General features: G+C 68.9%; 17 protein-coding genes. 7 read left to right on the top strand and 10 right to left on the bottom strand.

Annotation, left to right across the window (positions count from 1 at the left end; genetic code table 11):
- Positions 1-55: 55 nt before the first annotated feature.
- Complete coding sequence (gene rimP / locus OV287_RS40695; protein WP_267539416.1) at positions 56-538, bottom strand: ribosome maturation factor RimP; 483 nt, start codon at positions 536-538, stop codon at positions 56-58.
- 215 nt (positions 539-753) lie between these two features.
- On the opposite strand from rimP, the gene OV287_RS40700 reads away from it, so the two are divergent.
- The 6 genes from OV287_RS40700 (at position 754) to OV287_RS40725 (ending at position 6,916) form a co-directional block, all read left to right on the top strand.
- Positions 754-1,557, top strand: coding sequence for a carbon-nitrogen hydrolase family protein (locus tag OV287_RS40700; protein WP_267539417.1), 804 nt, complete (start codon positions 754-756; stop codon positions 1,555-1,557).
- A 97-nt stretch (positions 1,558-1,654) separates the two neighbouring features.
- On the top strand, positions 1,655-2,101 hold the full coding sequence (locus OV287_RS40705; protein WP_267542516.1) for a FecR domain-containing protein: 447 nt from the start codon (positions 1,655-1,657) through the stop codon (positions 2,099-2,101).
- A complete protein-coding gene (locus OV287_RS40710) occupies positions 2,098-2,985 on the top strand; it encodes a LysM peptidoglycan-binding domain-containing protein (RefSeq protein ID WP_267539418.1) in 888 nt (295 codons plus the stop codon). The genes OV287_RS40705 and OV287_RS40710 overlap by 4 nt, the downstream gene beginning before the upstream one ends.
- An 18-nt stretch (positions 2,986-3,003) precedes the next feature.
- Complete coding sequence (locus tag OV287_RS40715; RefSeq protein ID WP_267539419.1) at positions 3,004-4,704, top strand: HD domain-containing phosphohydrolase; 1,701 nt, start codon at positions 3,004-3,006, stop codon at positions 4,702-4,704.
- 87 nt (positions 4,705-4,791) lie between these two features.
- The gene (locus tag OV287_RS40720; RefSeq protein WP_267539420.1) at positions 4,792-5,130 is read left to right on the top strand and encodes a DUF971 domain-containing protein; all 339 of its coding nucleotides are present in this window, start codon (positions 4,792-4,794) and stop codon (positions 5,128-5,130) included.
- Between the two features lie 16 nt (positions 5,131-5,146).
- A complete protein-coding gene (locus OV287_RS40725; protein ID WP_267539421.1) occupies positions 5,147-6,916 on the top strand; it encodes a serine/threonine-protein kinase in 1,770 nt (589 codons plus the stop codon).
- Positions 6,917-6,935: 19 nt separating this feature from the next.
- On the opposite strand, the gene OV287_RS40730 is transcribed toward OV287_RS40725, so the two are convergent.
- From OV287_RS40730 to OV287_RS40750, 5 genes are all read right to left on the bottom strand, one after another.
- Positions 6,936-7,511 (bottom strand): ClpXP protease specificity-enhancing factor SspB, encoded by a 576-nt coding sequence (locus tag OV287_RS40730; protein ID WP_267539422.1) that lies wholly within the window; start codon positions 7,509-7,511, stop codon positions 6,936-6,938.
- 30 nt (positions 7,512-7,541) lie between these two features.
- Complete coding sequence (smpB, locus tag OV287_RS40735; protein ID WP_267539423.1) at positions 7,542-8,027, bottom strand: SsrA-binding protein SmpB; 486 nt, start codon at positions 8,025-8,027, stop codon at positions 7,542-7,544.
- A gap of 11 nt (positions 8,028-8,038) precedes the next feature.
- Positions 8,039-8,893: a pantoate--beta-alanine ligase gene (gene panC / locus OV287_RS40740; protein WP_267539424.1), complete on the bottom strand. Its 855-nt coding sequence runs from the start codon at positions 8,891-8,893 to the stop codon at positions 8,039-8,041.
- A 3-nt stretch (positions 8,894-8,896) separates the two neighbouring features.
- Positions 8,897-9,796: a 3-methyl-2-oxobutanoate hydroxymethyltransferase gene (gene panB / locus OV287_RS40745; RefSeq protein WP_267539425.1), complete on the bottom strand. Its 900-nt coding sequence runs from the start codon at positions 9,794-9,796 to the stop codon at positions 8,897-8,899.
- A 166-nt stretch (positions 9,797-9,962) separates the two neighbouring features.
- Complete coding sequence (locus tag OV287_RS40750; RefSeq protein WP_267542517.1) at positions 9,963-10,607, bottom strand: deoxynucleoside kinase; 645 nt, start codon at positions 10,605-10,607, stop codon at positions 9,963-9,965.
- A 207-nt stretch (positions 10,608-10,814) separates the two neighbouring features.
- Between OV287_RS40750 and OV287_RS40755 the strand changes: the two genes are divergently transcribed.
- Positions 10,815-11,099 carry a hypothetical protein gene (locus OV287_RS40755; RefSeq protein ID WP_267539426.1) on the top strand — a complete coding sequence of 95 codons (285 nt, stop codon included), beginning with the start codon at positions 10,815-10,817 and terminating at the stop codon, positions 11,097-11,099.
- Positions 11,100-11,103: 4 nt separating this feature from the next.
- Here the strand turns inward: OV287_RS40755 and OV287_RS40760 are convergent, their stop codons facing one another.
- From OV287_RS40760 to OV287_RS40775, 4 genes are read right to left on the bottom strand one after another with little or no spacing between them, the layout of a single operon-like run.
- On the bottom strand, positions 11,104-11,502 hold the full coding sequence (locus tag OV287_RS40760) for a hypothetical protein (protein WP_267539427.1): 399 nt from the start codon (positions 11,500-11,502) through the stop codon (positions 11,104-11,106).
- A gap of 60 nt (positions 11,503-11,562) precedes the next feature.
- Entirely contained in the window at positions 11,563-12,393 is an 831-nt protein-coding gene (gene rsmA, locus OV287_RS40765; protein WP_267539428.1) for a 16S rRNA (adenine(1518)-N(6)/adenine(1519)-N(6))-dimethyltransferase RsmA, read from the bottom strand.
- Positions 12,394-12,411: 18 nt separating this feature from the next.
- Positions 12,412-13,410, bottom strand: coding sequence for a tRNA (adenosine(37)-N6)-threonylcarbamoyltransferase complex transferase subunit TsaD (gene tsaD / locus OV287_RS40770; RefSeq protein WP_267539429.1), 999 nt, complete (start codon positions 13,408-13,410; stop codon positions 12,412-12,414).
- A 35-nt stretch (positions 13,411-13,445) separates the two neighbouring features.
- Complete coding sequence (locus OV287_RS40775; RefSeq protein ID WP_267542518.1) at positions 13,446-16,160, bottom strand: response regulator; 2,715 nt, start codon at positions 16,158-16,160, stop codon at positions 13,446-13,448.
- Positions 16,161-16,279: the final 119 nt, after the last annotated feature.

The following is a 16,279-nucleotide window of genomic DNA, read 5'->3' on the forward strand; positions in this document are numbered from 1 at the left end:
CTCCAAAAGGATCCACGGGCGCGCCCGCGCGAGGGCGCACCCTGTATGTGGACTGCTAGAACTCGAACTCCAGATTGGCCTTGGCGATGTCCTTGAAGGAGATGCGGAAGCTTCCCGCCCCTTCCACGTCCACGGCGATGGCGTCGGCCGCCACCTCGGTGAGCGTCCCGGTGAAGTTCTTGCGCGGCGGATCCCCAATGGGGCCAAAGGTCTTCACCTTGACCTTCTGACCCTTCACCCGCTCGTAGTGCACGGGCTTCTTCAGGGGCCGGTTCACGCCGGGGCTGGAGACCTCCAGGTTGTACTCGTGGGGGACGATGTCCTCCACGTCCAGCGCCGTGTCCACCGCCCGCGAGGCCTGCGAGCACTCGTCCAGGCCCACCCGTCCGCCCGGCTTGTCGATGAACAGGCGCAGGACCCAGCCCTCGCGCTCGCGGACGAACTCCACCTCGAGGAGCTCCAGCCCCTCGCCCGCAACGATGGGCTCGAGCAGCTCCTGCGCCCTTGCCTCCACCGTCTGCTTGATGTTCTCCGCCATAGGCCGCTTCGAAAACTCCGGACTCCAAAAACACAAAAAGCGGGCACACCGGCCCACTTTTCGAGGAACTGCGTCGAAAAATGTCGGCGGCGTCCGTAGCACACGCCACCTCGGGGTGTAAAGGATGACGCACCCCTTGTCCTGCCATCCAACAGTCCTCCCAGGGGTAGGGATTCCCGGGGTTTCCATGAACAGGGACCGGTTATAACGGCCCCATGCACCTGATCGCCGCAGCCCAGATGGTGTCCACCGCGGACAAAGCCCACAACCTCGACTCGGCCACCCGGCTCGTCCGACGTGCGGCCGACCTGGGAGCCCGCCTGGTGGGCCTGCCCGAGAACTTCAGCTGGATGGGTCCAGAAGCTGAGCGCGCCGGAGCCGCCGAGACGCTGGAGGGTCCCACCCTCTCCCGCATGGCCGAGCTGGCGCGCGAGCGAAAGGTGACGCTGCTGGCCGGCTCCATCTTGGAGACGGGTGCCCCGGGTGGCCGCCTCTATAACACCACCGTCCTCTTTGGGCCGGACGGCGGGCGGCTGGCCGTGTACCGGAAGATTCACCTCTTCGACGTGGACGTGGGCGACGGCACGCCCTACCGCGAGTCCGACGCGGTGGCCCCGGGTACCCAGGTGGTGGTGGCGGACACGGAGGTGGCCCGGCTGGGACTCTCCATCTGCTACGACCTGCGCTTCCCCGAGCTGTACCGGCGCCTGGCCAAGGAAGGCGCCACGCTGCTGGCAGTACCGGCGGCCTTCACCCTCATGACGGGCAAGGACCACTGGGAGGTGCTGCTGCGCGCACGCGCCATCGAGAACCAGTGCTACCTCTTCGCTCCCGCGCAGGGCGGACGGCACTCGCCCCAGCGCTCCACCTGGGGCCACGCCATGGTGGTGGACCCGTGGGGACTGGTGACGGCCCGAGCCTCGGAGGGCGAGGGACTGGCCGTGGCACCCGTGGACCCCGAGCTACTCGTTCGCATCCGCAAGAATCTGCCCTGCCTGCAACATCGACGACTGGACTGAACCAGCCGAGCACTTGTGACCGGGGCACTGGGTCGCGGGTCCATTCCCCGGTACACTGGGGACCGGAACCTCTCTCGTGAAAAGTCGCTGGTCCTATATGGTGTTCGTCCTCCTCGGGAGCTTGTCGGTGGGTTGTCCCGCCGATGAGAAGCCCGTGGCCCCGGTGCACGCGCCGGCCGCGCCGCCTCCGGTGCGCCGCGCCCAACTCAAGGGGCTGCAAGGGGATGTGAAGGTCAAACGCGCGGCGGGGGATGAGTGGCTCCCCGCCCAAGAGGGCATGCCCCTCTTCGAGAATGACAAGGTGCGGACCGTGGCTGGCGCGGGAGCGCAGATCGTCTTCGCCAACGGCAGTATCGTGAACCTGGGCGACGACGCGCTGATCGGCATCGCGGAGACGCGGCCGAAACCCGGGCAGGAGCGCACGGACCTGACCGTTCTCCGCGGACGGGTGGACGCCGAGATGGAAGATCCGGCACGCCAGTCACTGTCGGTCACCACGCCCGCGGCCACCGTCCGGGCCGGAAGGGAGATCGTGTTCCAATGAAGAGTTCCCTCCTGCTCGCCCTGCTGATGCTGGCGCCCACCGAGGTGGTGGTGCGCGATGGAGAGTCACTCGCCCAGGTGGCCCAGCGCACGCTGGGAGACCGTGGCGGCGCCAGCGAGCTCAAGGCGCTCAATGGCTTGAAAGACGACGCGGTCGCGCCGGGCACGAAGCTCAAGCTGCCAGGGCCGGATCGCGAGCACGCCCAGCGCTCGCTGACGACGGCACGCAACGCACTGGCCCAGGCCGACAAGGCGGCCCGGCGCGAGGAGGCCGCGGCCAAGCTGAAGGAGGCCGAGTCCTACTTCCAGGGCGCTCGCTATGAAGACGCCGCCCAGGCGGCCGATGGCGCCTGGAAGCTGGTGTCAACGAGTCCGCCGCCGCAGCCCGGTGGCTTCTCGGTGGCCGTGGACGACAAGGGCAACACCACGGTGGAGTCCAAGTCCGGCCCGCCGGTGCGCGTGGAGGCCGAGGGTGTCACCCGTCCGGTGTACGCGGGCGAGAGCGTGCGCGTGGAGAAGGGTCAGCCGCCCCCTCCCCCTCGGGCTCCGCTCGGCGTGCCCCAGCTCACCCAGCCCCCCCACAAGCAGAAGCTGACCGTGCAGCCCGCCAAGGGCGGCCCCAGCCCCGTCACCCTCTCCTGGAAGCCAGTGGAGGGCGCCGAGGGCTATGAGGTGGAGCTGGTGTCCGTGCGCGGAGAGAAGCGCCAGCTCCCGGCCAACACCCACCAGCTCAAGGTGCCGCTGTCCGCGGGCGCCTGGCGCTGGAGCGTGCGCGCGGTGACCCGTGAGGCCCGCTCCGAGGCCTCGGCCGAGCAGTCCTTCGAGGTGGCGGAGGCCCAGGCCAAGCCCATCAACCTCCATGTGAAGCCCACGAATTGGAAGTAGCGCGGGAGGCGCGTCCCCATGCGGCTCTTCAAGACCATCCTCTTGTTGATGCTGGTGGCCAGCCTGGTGCCCACGGTGATGGTGGGACTGCTGTCCGTGTCCGACACGCGCGAGTTGCTGGTGCGCGACGCGCAAGAGCTGACGCAGGAGCGCGTCAAGCAGCTCAGGCTGAAGGTGGAGGGCTTCCTGGCCGAGCCCACGCGCGCGGTGATGGGCATGGCGCGCGTGCCTGGCTTCTTCGCCCTGCCGCTGGAGCAGCAGCAGACGTACCTGCGCGCGGTGCTCAACCAGAGCCGCGAGGTGCAGGCCATCACCCTCTTCGGGCCCGACGGCAAGCGGCTGCCGGGGCTGCAGGCCTTCGCCGTCAGCGACGTGCCTCCCACGGCCCTGGCCGAGCACGAGTCGCGCGCCGTGGCCCTGCTGGAAGGGCTCACCGGCCTGCACTACGCGGATGTGGTGTGGCGCCCCTCCGGTGAGGCGGTGGTGACCTTCGCCTTCCCCGTGGGCGAGCCCGTGAAGGGCTACATCGCCGTGGACGTGTCCCTGGTGGAGCTGCAGACCATGCTCGCCCAGGAGCGCGTGGGCAGCACCGGCTTCGTCTACCTCGCCGATGCCCAGGGCCATGTGCTCGCCGGTGGCGGCGGACTGGTGGCCGGCCAGAACGTCTCCCAGCGGCCCGTGGTGGAGCACCTGCTCAAGGGCGTGGCGCGCACCCCGGACACCGACATCCTCCACGTGGGCAACTTCGCCGAGGGCGACGAGGCCGTCGTCGCCGCCTACGCCACCCTGGCGGACCCCCACTGGGCCATCGTCTCCGAGCAGCCGGTGGCGCTCGCCTACAAGCAGGTGGAGACCATGGAGCGGCGGCTGCTGCTCACCGTGCTGGCCGCCACCGTGGTGGCCCTCGCGCTCGCCGCCTTCTTCTCGCGCAGCGTCACCCGCCCCCTCAAGGGCTTCATCCAGGGCGCCCTGGAGCTGGCCCAAGGCAAGTTCGGCCTCGAGGTCAACGTCCCCCAGAAGAACGAGCTGGGCGATCTGGCCCGGACGTTCAACTACATGAGCAAGCAGCTGCTCGCGTACGACCACGAGAACCGCGGCCTCTACGAGAGCCTCGAGCAGGGCTACCTGGAGACCATCGTCGCGCTGGCCAACTCGATCGACTCCAAGGACTCCTACACCCGAGGCCACAGCCAGCGCGTGGGCGACGTGGCGGTGGAGATCGGCCGCGAGCTGGCCCTCTCCGAGACCGAGCTCAAGCAGCTCCAGTTCGGCGGCATCCTTCACGACATCGGCAAGATTGGCATCGTCGAGTCCATCCTCTGCAAGCAGTCGCGGCTCACGGATGAGGAGATGACCATCATGCGCGAGCACCCGGCCATCGGCGACAGCATCATCAAGCCCATCACCTTCCTCCAGGCCATGCGCGCCTGCGTGCGCAGCCACCACGAGCGCTGGGACGGCACCGGCTACCCGGACAAGCTGGCGGGCGAGGACATCCCCCTGCTGGCCCGCATCGTGGCGTGCGCCGACACCTTCGACGCCTGCACCTCCACCCGCCCCTACCAGAAGGCCATGCCCCTGGAGAAGGCGATGGAGATCCTCGAGAACCTCAGCGGCAAGCAGTTGGATCCCGCCGTGGTGTCGGCCCTGCGCCGAGTGCTGGAAAAGAAGGGCGTGCGCGTCGAGGGCCACCGACTCCCCGTGAAGCTCGCCTCGTGAACCCCTCTACCCGGGTTCCCTCCCCCACTCGGTGCGCCGGATGGTAAGCAAAGGCCAGCGATGTTCTGGCCCTGAAAGGGGAACCCTTTGAGTTTTTGGGATCGAATCAAGCCCACCGAGCGCCCCGTGTCCGCCACGGAGGTGACGCTGTCGCCGGACAACACCCTGCTGAGCCTCGTCTGGGAGGATGGCGTGAAGACGCACGCCACCGCGCAGGTGCTGCGCCAGCAGTGCCCGTGCGCCGGGTGCGTGGACGAGTGGACCAACAAGCGCACGCTGGATCCGTCCCGGGTGCCCGCGGACGTGCGCATCACCCAGCTCCAGCCGGTGGGCAACTACGCCCTCACCTTCGTCTTCAGCGACGGCCACGGCACCGGCATCTACCCCTGGAAGCTACTGCGCGACATCACTCAGCCCCAGGGCTGACCTCGTGGAGGAACGCGTGAACGAGTCTCGCTACCGTCTGGTGCGCCCGCTGGCCATGGGAGGCATGGCGGAGCTGTTCCTCGGCGTGGTGCGCGGCGCGGAAGGCTTCGAGAAGTCCGTCGCCATCAAGCGCATGCTGCCGCACCTGGCGAGCGAGCCCACCCTCGCGCAGATGTTCCTCGCCGAGGCCCGCCTGGCCACCCACCTGCAGCACCAGAACATCGCCAGCGTCTACGACGTGGGCAGCAGCCCGGAAGGGCTCTTCCTCGTCATGGAGCTGGTGGATGGCTGGGACCTGGGCGTGCTGCTGCGCCATGCCCACCGCCGCGGCCAGCGCTTCCCGCCCCATCTGGTGGCCCTCATCGGCGCCCAGGTGCTCGCGGGCCTCATCCACGCCTACCGCCGCACGCACAACGGCCGTCCCGTGCTCACCGCCCACCGGGACGTCTCGCCCTCCAACATCCTCATCTCCCGCGAGGGAGAGGTGAAGGTGACGGACTTCGGCATCGCCCGCCTCGAGGGCGTATCCATGGGCACCCAGCCCGGCACCTTCAAGGGCAAGCTCCCCTACGCCTCGCCGGAAACGTTGCACGGACAGCCGGCCACCGCCCTGAGCGACATGTTCGGGCTCGGCATCGTCCTCTACGAGCTGCTCGCTGGACACCACCCCTTCGGGGATGACGCAGGGGAGCCGATGTCCTTCGCCCTCGCCATCACCCAGCGCGAGCCCCCGCCGCTCACGGATGTGCCCGCACCGCTGGCCGCGGTGGTGATGCGCGCCATGGCCAAGGCGCCCGAGACCCGCTTCCCCCGGCCCGAGGACATGGCCGAGGCGCTGGCCCGCTACCTGGCCCAGGCCGGTGAGCCCGCCACTTCCCAGTCCCTGGCCACGTTCATCGCCAGCCTCACCCCGCCTCTCACCCTCGTCGAGCGGGCGCAGGCCGCGGAGTCCGCCGACACGGAGCTGGGGCCCATGGAGCGGACCATCCGCCGCCCCTCTCTATCCACCCGGGCTGTGAATCCCCCCTCCTTCGAGCTGCAGCCGGTGGAGGATGAGCCCGAGCAGCTGCCCGGAGGACCCGCGCTCAGCATGAGCGGCCGGCTCGTCCTGCCCACCGCTCCGGCTCCCGCCCCTGCCCCCTCTCCGGCTCCTGCCCCTGCTCGCGCTCCGGCTCGCGCTCCCGTCACGCCCGCCGCTGCGGCCCCCCGGGTCCGCGAGTTCCGCTGCTCCCGCTGCAACGCGCCTCTGGCCTCGGCCCATGCCCCGTGCGACCGCTGCGCCCAGGACCTGTCCCCGGAGCTCTCCTCCCTCGCCGAAGAGGTCTCCTCACCCCAGGCCACCTCGTCCGCCCCGTTGCGCTCGGTGCTGGACATGAAGGAAAGCGAGCTGGAGCTGGCCGATCGCGGCCCGCGCAAGGGGACGGTCTACGAGCCGCCCAGGGCCCGCATTCCATGGGGGCGAGTGGCAACCACCCTGGCCACGCTGCTGCTGCTGGGCGGCGCCGCCGTGGTGGGCTACCCCTACCTCCGGCCCACGCTGACCCGGCTGTTCTACTCGGTGAGCCCCAAGCAGCCTCTGCCCCTGCTCTCCATCCAGAGCCAACCCGAGGGCGCCACCGTCGTCGTGGACGGCACGGAGATCGGCACCACGCCCATGGTGCTCGACAACACCTATGCCAGCGGCCAGGACATCCCCGTGCAACTGACGCTCAAGGGCTACAAGTCCTGGAAGGGCACCTTCACCGGCGGCAAGCCCGAGTCGCTCGAGGTCCGGCTCAGGCGCTGAGACGCGGGAAGGCCCGACCTCACTTCACCAGGCGCAGGTGGCCACGCCGCGGCGCGGGTGGATCGTCCTTGGGGCCCTCGGCCTCGACCAGGCTCGGAGCCGGAACAGGAGCCGGAGTCGGAACGGGGGCCGGGGCCGCCGTCACGGGCTCTGGCGCCTCGTCCTCTGGCAGGACCACCTCCCGCAGCACGGCCCGGGGACGCTCTGCTGCTGGCGCCGACGGCTCCGCCACGGGCTCCGGCATCGGCACCTTGGTCGTCACCATCATCTGCTGGAGGATCTCCGCCGGCATGTCCTCCGGACAGGCCCAGGTCTCCTTCGTCGCGTGGCTGGTGATGGCGAAGAGCGCCGACCAGGGCACCGCCACCTTGAAGCGGCTCCCCGAGAAGCTCAGGGTGCAGCGCACGCCCCACTCGCCCACCGTCAGGTCCGGTGGATCAAACCGGTAGGACAAGTTGAGGCGCAGGTGGGACTCGTTGCGCAGCGAGGGAGGCACGAGGACTCCCGGACGGCGTGCGTCCAGGTGAATCATCACCATGCCCTTGTCGAGCGCGGCCAGCAGCCGTGCCTTCTTCTCAGGACCCATCTTGTCCATCGACGTGCGCTAGCGAGCGAGGGGGGCGTTTCAGCGACGGCGCATCGCCCGGTCCATCTCCCGCTTCGTCTCCCGTTCCTTGATGTCCTGCCGTCGATCTTCGTGCGTCTTGCCCTTGCACAGCCCCAGCTCCACCTTCGCCCGGCCGTTCTTGAAATACAGCAGGAGCGGGATGATGGAATAGCCTCGCTCCCGAACCTTCGTAATCCACCGGTCGATTTCCTCCCGGTGCATGAGCAGCTTGCGGCCGCGCAGGGGCTCGTGGGCGAAGAAGCTAGAGGGGTTGTAGGTGCCGATGTGGGCGTTGAGCAGATAGAGCTCACTGCCCTTGGGCAGGGCGTAGGCGTCCGCGAGGTTCGCCGTCCCAGCCCGCAGCGCCTTCACCTCACTGCCCGAGAGCGAGAGGCCGGCCTCGACCTTCTCGTCCACGGTGTAGGCGGCGCGCGCCTTGCGGTTCTCGGCGATGATCTTGATGCCGGACTCGCCCGTCCCGCCCTTGCCCTTTCCAGCCGCCATACGCTTGCGTCCTAGCCTCCGATGGGCTGATTGTCGATCAGCCGTGTGGTACCTGCGAAGGCCGCCACCAGCATCCGCGCCGTCTGGCCCGGACCGATGGCCGGTAGCGGGGTCAGCGAGGTGGCGTCCACCAACTCGACATAATCCTCCCGCAGACCCGCTGCCTCCAATTCGCGACGCGCTGCGCCGACCAAAGCTGACGTCTCGCGCGTCCCACTCCGGTAGAGCGCCTGGGCCGCCGCCAAGCCTCGCGACAGAGCGAGCGCCCGCTGCCTGTCCTCGGGGGACAGGTAGGCATTGCGCGAGCTCATCGCCAGCCCGTCCGGCTCACGCACGGTGGGCATACCGATGATTTCAACTCCAAGGTTCAGGTCGCGCTCGAGGGCGCGGATGACCTGGAGCTGCTGGTAGTCCTTCTCTCCAAAGAGGGCGAGCTGGGGCTTGAAGATGCACAGCAGCTTCGTCACCACCGTGGCCACGCCCCGGAAGTGGCCGGGCCGGCGCGCGCCGCACAGGCCCTGGCTCACCTGCTCCACGTCCACGTACGTCTGATACCCCGGGGGGTAGACCTCCGCTGGAACGGGAGCAAAAACGGCCTCCACCCCGGCACTGGCGCATTTGGCCAGGTCCCCCTCCAGGTCCCGCGGATAGCGCGACAGGTCCTCCTTGGGACCGAACTGGGTGGGGTTGACGAAGATGGAGGCCGCGACGACATCGGCACGCCGACGTCCCTCGCGCATCAACGAGACATGGCCCTCATGCAGGTAGCCCATGGTGGGCACCAGCGCCAACCGGCGGCCCGAGCGGCGGATGGACTCCGCCCATGCGACGGTCTCGGCAACGGTACGAAGGACGAGCGGGGCCATGGGTTAGACCGGAGCTCCGTAGACAGGGCCCACCTTCTCAGAGCCCTCGGCGGACGCGTCCGTGGGCTCCGGCGTGGAGGCCACGAGGCGGATGGGCTTGGACTTGAAGGAGTGCTCCTCGTCCGGGAAGGTGCCCGCGCGGACCTCGGAGAAGTAGGCGCCCGCGGCCTCGGACATGGAGCCGTGGAGGTTGGCGTAGCGCTTCACGAACTTGGGCTTGAAGTCCGGGTTCATCCCCAGCAGGTCGTAACAGACAAGCACCTGGCCGTCGCAGTATTTCCCCGCGCCAATGCCGATGGTGGGAATGGAGAGCCGCTGCGTCACCTGACGCGCCAGCTCCAGCGGAACGCCCTCGAGCACCAGCGAGAAGCAGCCCGCACGCTCCAGCGCGATGGCGTCCTCGAGAATCTTGCGCGCGGCGTCCTCGTCGCGGCCCTGCACCACGTAGCCGCCCATCTTGTGGACCGACTGCGGCGTGAGGCCCAGGTGGCCCATGACGGGGATGCTCGCACGGGTGATGGCGGAGATGACGTCGGCGAACTCGGCACCGCCCTCCAGCTTCACCCCGCCCACCTTGCCCTCCGACACCAGCCGGCCGGCATTGCGTACCGCATCCTCCACCGACACCTGGTAGCTCATGAAGGGCATGTCGCCCACCACGAGCGCCCGCTTCGTCCCACGGACGACCGCGGCGGAGTGGTACACCATCTGGTCCATTGTGACCGGGAGGGTGGAGTCATGGCCCTGCACGACCATGCCCAACGAGTCGCCCACGAGCAGCACGTCCGCTCCGGCATCATCAAAGACGCGGGCAAAGGTGGCGTCGTAGGCCGTGACCATGCAGATCTTCTGGCCGCTCTGCTTCTGGCGCTTCAGCGTATGGATGGTGACCTTGTCCTTCACGGTTCACCTCCTCTGGGGGTAGGGGTTCAACGTCCTGCCGTACATGCATGGACGCCTCTCACCGTCCCCGAGGGGATCGCCGGAAGCGGCCACCGAGTGACACTCTAACGCCCTCGGGAGCGCCGCGGGGGCTTCTCTTGAGGGTCGGCAGGCTGCCGAGCCCCTCTTACAGCCGCTTGCTACCGTGGGGGTGGTAGTGGTGCGTACCCTGACGCGCCTGGTCGATGGCGCCCATCAGCCCCTTCAGGTCCTCTTCGTTGTGGACGAAGTCGATGTCCGAGGTGTCCACCACCAGCAGCGGCGTCTCCGTGTAGCGGGAGAAGAAGTCGTTGTAGGCGTGGACCAGCTCCTCCAGGTAGCCGGCGTCGAACTGGCGCTCGAACTCGCGGCCCCGCTTCTTGATGCGGTGGAGCAGCACGTCCAACCGAGCCTGCAGGTAGATGACGAGGTCCGGCCGCGTCACCCGGGGCGTGAGGGCCTCGAAGACGCGCTCGTAGAGGGACAGCTCGTGCGAGTCCAGCGTCAGGCACGCGAAGATGCGGTCCTTCGCGAACAGGTAGTCGCTGACCGTCACCGAGTTGAACAGATCTGGCTGGAACAGCTCCTGCTGCTGCTGGAAGCGCGAGAGCAGGAAGAAGATCTGCGTCTGGAAGGCGTACTTCTGCCGGTCCTCATAGAAGTGGGCGAGGAAGGGATTCTCCTCGTACTTCTCGAAGACGCGTCGAGCCCCGAAGCGCTCGGCGATGAAGTTGGAGAGACTCGTCTTACCGACGCCGATGGGCCCTTCGACCACGATGTAGCGGTTGTCCATCCGCTTCGAGACCTCCGACTGCACGAGAGCCGCGCTCTAGCAGGGTTGTACCCCGGCCGGAACGGGGCGCGGAATAGAGCACGGGAGTGACGGCCGGGCAATGATCGCGCTCCCGCCGGCCTCACCACGCTTGACGGCTCGATGGGCGTCCACTACCAGGGACACACGCGCGGTGCGGGAGACGCGGACGCGCGGGGACCGAGGGAGATGAATCGACGGCAGCGGGCGAAGACGGTCATCGAGCTGGAGCCACGCCGGGCCACGTCCACCGGGACGGCCCAGGCTCCCACCTTGGATCTGGAGCCCGACCCGCTCTACGGTGTGGCCCTCCTCAAGACGGCCCTGGAGCTCAAGCGCCGCAAGGATGGCACCCCGGAGGAGATTCTCCGCGACGTGCTGGCTCGCATGCGGCTGCCCGAGGACGAGTTCCGCGCGTGGCTGTCTCAACAGGGCGAGCTGGCCAAGGTGCTTGGCGGCGGCGGCGAGTCCTGAGCCCCTAACGCGAGGACACCCAGGGCTGTAGCGCCGCGTCCACCGCGCCGCCGAGCGACTTGCAGAAGGCGTACTCGGTACGCAGCCGCTCCACGGGAGTGGCCGCCTCGAAGCGCCGCGTCTCGAAGAAGAGCGCGTACACCACCTTGTCGCCCACCTTCGAGCGGATGCCGAGGTACTCGCCCTGCACGTCCATCTGCGGCAGCAGCATGCGCTCCAACGAGCGGTAGACGCGAGCCATGTCCCGGGTGGCCCCCACGAAGGTGTTCTCCTCGAGGAGGGGAATGGGACTCGGGTCGCCCCAACGCAGCAACACCACCCCGTCGGGGCGGGCGAACACTGCGTACACCACGCCGAAGCGGTTGAGCACCGGCTCCAGCTCCTCCAGTGGCAGGGGTTTCATCAATCCTCTCCGACCCGCTCTTCTCGTTAGCACCAGAGCGGGCCGGACGCCAAATTGGAGCTACCTCGTCACGGGCCCCAGAGCGCGCTCGATGGCGGCGAACTCCTCGGACGAGAGCGTCTCCGCGCGCCGCATCGGCTCAATGCCCGCCGTCTCCAGCGCCTGGTGGAGCTGCTCCACCGAGCCCAGCGACTTGTCCGACTTCAGCGAGTTGATGAGCGTCTTGCGGCGCTGCGCGAACCCCGCCTTCACCAGGCGGATGAAACGCGCACCATCCACCACCGGCGCCAGCGGCGCGGGGCGGCGGATCAGCCGCAGCACCGCCGAGTCCACCTTCGGCGGCGGATGGAAGCGGTGGGCGTCGATGTCGAAGAGGTTCTCCGAGGAGAAGTAGAGGCCCAGGATGGCGGTGAGCAGGCCGTAGTCGCGCCCGCCCGGCTCGGCCGCGAGCCGGTCCACCACCTCCTTCTGCAGGGTGAAGACGGCGCGCGTCACGTGGTCGCGCTGCTCCAGCACCTGGAAGAGGATGGAGCTGGTCAGGTGGTACGGGAGGTTGCCCGCGACCTTCACCTCGGGGGCGCCTGACACCTTGGCAAAGTCCACCGTGGCCGCGTTGCCATCCACCACGCGCACGCCGGAGATGGCCTCCTTCTCCAGGACGGCGATCATGTCCCGGTCCTTCTCCACCGCGGTAACGCGTGCACCCGTGGCGGCGAGGAAGCGCGTGAGGTGGCCCAGGCCAGGACCCAGCTCGACCACCGGCTCGCCCTCACGCAGCTCCAGCGCGTCGGCGATGGCCTCCAAAATGTCCGGGTCACCCAGGAAGTTCTGCCCCCAGCTGTGCTTGGCCCTCAGGCCATGACGCTGGAGGATGTCACGTGGCGTATCCAATCTCGGCTCCCTTCACCTTCACATGCGCCAGGCCGGGTCCGCGGACAGGTTGAAGTCCCCGCGCAGACCCCGACGCCAGGCCTCGTAGCCGGCCACGGCGATCATCGCGCCGTTGTCCGTGCACAGCCGCACCGGCGGGAGGTACAGCTTCAAGTGGCGATCCTCAGCGCGCTCCTTGCTCAGCGAGCGCAACCGCGAGTTGGCCGCCACGCCCCCGCACACCACCAGGTTCTTCAGGCCCAGCCGACGCGCGGCGGCGACGAACTTCTTCGACAGCGCGTCCGCCACGGCCTCCTGGAAGGAGGCGCATAGGTCCGCCAGCGCCTGCCCCTCGGGGACACCGTGCTTGCGCACGTGCTGCGCCACCGCCGTCTTCAGGCCGGAGAAGGACCAGTCGAAGTTGTCCGCCCCGGGCAACGCGCGGGGGAAACGGATGGCCTCCGGGTCCCCCTTCTGTGCGAGCTGATCAATGGGCAGTCCGCCCGGGTACGGCAGACCGAGGATGCGCGCTGTCTTGTCGTAGGCCTCGCCCGCGGCGTCGTCACGGGTGCTGCCCACCAGCCGGTAGCGGCCATAGTCCTGCACCTCGTAGAGGCTGGTGTGGCCACCGGAGACCACGAGCCCGAGGAACGGAGGCTCCGGCGCGTCTTCCAGCAGGCGGATGGCGAGCAGGTGCCCCTCGAGGTGGTTGGCCCCGACGAAGGGCTTGCCGGTGGCGAGACTCAGCGACTTGGCCACCTGCACACCCACCAGGAGCGCGCCGATGAGGCCAGGCCCAGAAGTGACGGCGATGAGGTCCACGTCGTCGAGCGTCTTGTTGGCGCGGGTGAGGGCCTCGTGCAGCACGGGCATGACCTGCACCACGTGGTTGCGGCTGGCCAGCTCCGGCACCACCCCACCCCAGCGCCGGTGGATGTCCACCTGGGTGGAGACGACATCGGAGAGCACACGCCGGCCGTCCTCCACGAGGGCGGCGGCGGTCTCATCACAGGAAGTTTCGATTCCGAGTACGAGCAAAGGGCGTCCTCTCTACCAGGAGCCCGCCGTCGCGCCTACTGTCCGAGCGACTTGAGCGCGGCGCGCACGTCGTTGGCGTACTGGCCGTTGGGCTCCAACGAGAGATAGCGCTTGTAGGCGTCGATTGCCTTCTTGTCCTGCTGGACCATCTGCCGGCCCATGCCCAGGCACAGCCAGGCGTGGGCGTTGTTCGGCTGATCCTTCAGCGCGTCCTCCAGCAGCTTGACGGCCTCGCGGTAGCTCGAGTCGCTGCGCACCAGGGAGATGCCCAGGCCCGCCTTCGCCTCGGCTGAGTCCGGCTTGAGGTTGAGCGCCTTGCGGTACGAGAAGGCCGCCGTCTTGTAGCGCCCGGACGACATGAGCTTCTTCGCCTGGCGCGTCAGGTTGGCGTACTGGGCCTCGGGGCTCAGTTGCTGCGCCGCGGCCTCCGGCTCGTCGTCCTTGCCGTCATCCTCGGCGGGCGGAGTGCCATTCGCGGCCACGGCCGGCTGCTCGTCGGGCTTGGGAGGCGTCCCCGCGTCGGGCACGGGCGTCTGGGCCGCCGTGGCCGGCTGCTCCGGCTGGGCCGGCGTCTCGGGAGGCTTCGTCTCGGGAGGCTTCGTCTCGGGCGCCTTCGCCTCGGGGGCCTTGTTCTCGGGCTCCGGGGCCTTCACCTGGTCGGTGGGCGCGGGCTTCGGCGCAGGCGGAGTCGTGGGCGTGCCCGAGCCGCTGGACTGGCTGAACATCACCACCGCGGCGGCCACGGCGATCGCGGCAACACCCAGGCCGACAATGAGGCCGGTACGCTTGGGCTTCGGCTGCGGCTCCGCGCTGACCGCCGGGATCTTCCGCTCCGATGGCGTAGGCCGGGGTATCGACACCGGACGCGGCTTAGGATCCTCCGCGGGCTTGCTGGCCTGCGCAGCGGGCTTGGGCTCCGGCTTGGGCTCGGGCTTGGATTCCGGCTTGGAGGCAACGGGCTCGGAGGGCGCGGGCGCGCCATGGCCCGGGTACGGCGGGAGCGCGAGCTGCTGGGGCTTCTCGGCTGGCGTCTCCGCGGGCTTCTCGACAGCAGCGGACGCAGGCGTGACGGGCTTCGGACCCGACACCAGCGTCACCTCCTCGGCCGGAGTCGCGGGCTCCGGAGGAGGCACTGGCGGAAACGGATTGGGGGCCACGGCGGCCCCGCCAAAGATGGGGCCACGAGAGGACGCCGACGTATCCACCGGAGCCGGTGAAGGCGCGGACGAGGGCGTGGAGGCCGGTGCACTGGCGGGCGCAGGCGCGTTGGAAGACGTCGAAGCACCGGAGGACGCCGAAGCGCGAGGCGCCGGAGACCAGCCCGGACCCCAACCTCCCGCCGAGCCGAGGCCATCCACGTCCACCCGGCTCCAGTCGAGCAACAGGCTGCGCCGCTCCTGCTCCTTGGCGCGGTGGGCCGGCGCCGGCTCCACGAGGAACGATGAACCCTCGGCCGAGCGCGGAGGCGCGATGATGTCCGTCTCGGGAACGATCGGCGGGCGCTTCCTGGACTCGAAGACGACGACGTTGGCGAGCTGCGGCTGCCGATCCTCGTCGGACTCGGCCGGGGCCAGCTCCTCCAGAGCCAGCGGCTCCGGCGCGGCCTCGGGCTCCACCTGCGGAGCCACGGGCTCGGGCTGCGCCATCACCGGCGCCACCTCGGCCACCGGCTCCACGGGCACGGGCACGGGCGTCACCGCGGGAGCCACCGGCTCCGGAGCGGGCTCGGCCGGTGCGCTCGGCGCAGGCGCGTTGTGCAGCCACTCCTCGATGCCGGGCTTGCCGCTCTGCACGGGCGCCTGCGAGACGCTGCCCAGCTCGCGGATGAGGCCCTCGAAGTACAGCTTGCTGATGATGCCCAGCGCCGCCAGGTCGTCGAAGTCCGAGTCCTCCACCACCCGGCTCAGGCTTCGCTTGCCGTCGAAGAGGCGCAGCAGCCCGTTGACCTCGTCCGGAATCTCCGAGAGGCGATCCGCGAGCTGGTGGTAGTCGATCTCGAACACCGTCTCCAGCGGCGGGAGCTGCTCGAGCATGCGGCCCCACTCGTCCAGCCGGCGCATGCCCTCCATCAGCAGGCCCTGAGTGGAGACCTCGATGCGCTCAGGCCTGTCCAGCGCGCTGAACTGGACCTCGAACTCACCCTCGGTGGCGTTGAGCAGCCGGTAGAACGCGTTCTCGCCCTTGAGCCGCCCCATCTCCGCGTCGATGACGCGGCCTTCCTTGAAGTAGATGGTGGCGACCCGGTCTCCCTTGATGGAGATGGTGCCAGTCTTGCGGCCGATCTCGAACGTCTGGACCAGGTCCACCACGCCCATGTCGGCCAGGTTGCCCGCGAACCCGCCCTTGGTCGTCTCGCGCCGCTCGATGCGCTCCTTGTCCACCTTCTGGAGGATCATCGTCAGACGCGTGACGATCTCTTTGATGTAGATGGGCTTGGTCAGGTAGTCGTCGCCACCGAGCTCCAGGCCCTTCACCTTCGCCTCGACCGCCTTCTGGTTGGTGAGGAAGACGTAGGGGACGTGCTTGTAGCGCTCGTCCGACTTGAGCGCCTTGCACAGCTCGAAGCCATCCATCTCCGGCATCTTCGTGTCAGCGAGCACGAGGTCCGGCGGGCTGATCTGCACCTTCTCGAGCGCGTCCTTGCCGTGGATAGCCGTCGTCACGGAGAAGCCGGCCTTCTTCAGGCTGACCTCCATCACACGGAGACTCTTCGGGTCACCATCGACCAGGAGCAGGTGCTGCTTGGCCACGTTCGAATGCCTTTCGCTGCGGGCGCCTCGCGGGGCGAACCCGGCGCGGAGAAGAGAGCGGATGATCATGCCCGCTCTCCAGGCATGTCAATGGCGGAGGGGGCAGGGTTCTCGTCCGG

It is taken from the genome of Archangium lansingense, from assembly GCF_026626635.1.
In the GTDB taxonomy this organism is placed as follows: domain Bacteria; phylum Myxococcota; class Myxococcia; order Myxococcales; family Myxococcaceae; genus Archangium; species Archangium lansingense.